Source organism: Vreelandella sedimenti (assembly GCF_013416325.1).
In the GTDB taxonomy this organism is placed as follows: domain Bacteria; phylum Pseudomonadota; class Gammaproteobacteria; order Pseudomonadales; family Halomonadaceae; genus Vreelandella; species Vreelandella sedimenti.
This window is the reverse complement of the sequence record NZ_JACCGK010000045.1, coordinates 1-2,450: the sequence shown is the minus strand read 5'-3', so window position 1 is coordinate 2,450 and position 2,450 is coordinate 1. Positions and strand designations below refer to the sequence as shown.

The window sequence follows — 2,450 nt, the reverse complement described above, 5'->3', positions numbered from 1 at the left end:
TAGGACCGTTATAGTTACGGCCGCCGTTTACCGGGGCTTCAATCAAGAGCTTCGCCTTGCGGCTAACACCATCATTTAACCTTCCGGCACCGGGCAGGCGTCACACCCTATACGTCCGCTTGCGCGTTAGCAGAGTGCTGTGTTTTTAATAAACAGTTGCAGCCACCTGGTATCTTCGACCGGTTCGGGCTAGGAGAGCAAGTCTCTTCACCCTACGCCGGCGTGCCTTCTCCCGAAGTTACGGCACCATTTTGCCTAGTTCCTTCACCCGAGTTCTCTCAAGCGCCTTGGGATTCTCACCCTGACCACCTGTGTCGGTTTGGGGTACGGTCGCACATGATCTGAAGCTTAGAGGCTTTTCCTGGAAGCGTGGCATCAGTGACTTCCTGACCGTGGTCAGTTCGTTTCGTGTCTCGGCCTGAAAAGGGTCCGGATTTACCTAAACCCTCAGCCTACTCACTTTCACCAGGACTACCAACGCCTGGCTCACCTAGCCTTCTTCGTCCCCCCATCGCAACCATGTCCGGTACGGGAATATTGACCCGTTTCCCATCGACTACGCCTTTCGGCCTCGCCTTAGGGGCCGACTCACTCTGCTCCGATTAGCGTCGAACAGAAACCCTTGGTCTTCCGGCGAGGGCGTTTTTCACGCCCTTTATCGTTACTCATGTCAGCATTCGCACTCGTGATACCTCCAGCAGACTTCTCAATCCACCTTCATTGGCGTACACGACGCTCCTCTACCGCTCATTCCTAAGAATGAACCCGTAGCTTCGGTACCTGGTTTAGCCCCGTTACATCTTCCGCGCAGGCCGACTCGACTAGTGAGCTATTACGCTTTCTTTAAAGGATGGCTGCTTCTAAGCCAACCTCCTAGCTGTCTGAGCCTTCCCACATCGTTTCCCACTTAACCAGGATTTCGGGACCTTAGCTGACGGTCTGGGTTGTTTCCCTTTTCACGACGGACGTTAGCACCCGCCGTGTGTCTCCCACGCGCTACTCACCGGTATTCGGAGTTTGCCTCGGGTTGGTAAGTCGGGATGACCCCCTAGCCGAAACAGTGCTCTACCCCCGGCGGTACTACGTGAGGCGCTACCTAAATAGCTTTCGAGGAGAACCAGCTATCTCCGAGCTTGATTAGCCTTTCACTCCGATCCACAAGTCATCCAAATCTTTTTCAACAGATCCTGGTTCGGGCCTCCAGTTGATGTTACTCAACCTTCACCCTGCTCATGGATAGATCGCTCGGTTTCGGGTCTATATCCAGCGACTGTGTCGCCCAGTTAAGACTCGGTTTCCCTACGGCTCCCCTATACGGTTAACCTCGCCACTGAATATAAGTCGCTGACCCATTATACAAAAGGTACGCAGTCACAGAACAAGTCTGCTCCTACTGCTTGTACGCACACGGTTTCAGGATCTATTTCACTCCCCTCTCCGGGGTTCTTTTCGCCTTTCCCTCACGGTACTGGTTCACTATCGGTCAGCCAGGAGTATTTAGCCTTGGAGGATGGTCCCCCCGTCTTCAGTCAAGGTTTCTCGTGCCCCGACCTACTCGATTTCACATGATCAGATTTTCGACTACGGGGCTATCACCCGCTACGGCCACGCTTCCCAGCGTGTTCGCCTAATCAGTCTCATGCTTAAGGGCTGGTCCCCGTTCGCTCGCCGCTACTAGGGGAATCTCGGTTGATTTCTTTTCCTCAGGGTACTTAGATGTTTCAGTTCCCCTGGTTCGCCTCGTACACCTATGTATTCAGTGCACGATACCGATCTTATGATCGGTGGGTTTCCCCATTCAGAAATGCCCGGGTCACAGGTTGTTGCCACCTCACCGAGCCTTATCGCAGGCTACCACGTCTTTCATCGCCTCTGGCTGCCTAGGCATCCACCGTGTGCGCTTCATTGCTTGACCCTATAACCCGAAGGAGTCTGGACTCGCAATGATCACGTTTCATTTTGCCGGATACGCTGACGCGTATCACAATTTAAGAAGCACTTCTTGCGAAGCGTTCTTGTCAGCATGATATACATTGTTAAAGAGCAGCTGTTCAATGAACAGTGATAAGGCGGCGTGCGATAACTAAAACATCAGCTACAACACAGCGACTTATCAATGGTCACGCAACATTCACAAACGGTATTGAAGATTAAACAGGGTAGTAACGTAATGGTGGAGCCAAGCGGGATCGAACCGCTGACCTCCTGCGTGCAAGGCAGGCGCTCTCCCAGCTGAGCTATGGCCCCAATACTAACTTCACGCAAATTTCTGTAAGACAAGGCAAAATGCGACGACGTATAGCCTGCTATACGAGGAACATTTTAACGCAGTATTACAGGAATTTGGTGGGTCTGGGCAGACTTGAACTGCCGACCTCACCCTTATCAGGGGTGCGCTCTAACCAACTGAGCTACAGACCCATTTACTTACTACTCTCACAACCGCGTCG

At 52.6% G+C, this 2,450-nt stretch carries 2 tRNA genes and 1 rRNA gene; all 3 read right to left on the bottom strand.

The annotated features are described in order from the left end of the window. A 23S ribosomal RNA gene (locus HZU72_RS23515) occupies window positions 1-1,915 on the bottom strand; the annotation flags it as partial. Window positions 1,916-2,171: 256 nt separating this feature from the next. Continuing rightward, window positions 2,172-2,247: transfer RNA gene (locus HZU72_RS23510), tRNA-Ala, on the bottom strand. A 97-nt stretch (window positions 2,248-2,344) separates the two neighbouring features. Next, window positions 2,345-2,421 (bottom strand) — tRNA-Ile (locus tag HZU72_RS23505). Window positions 2,422-2,450 lie beyond the last annotated feature (29 nt).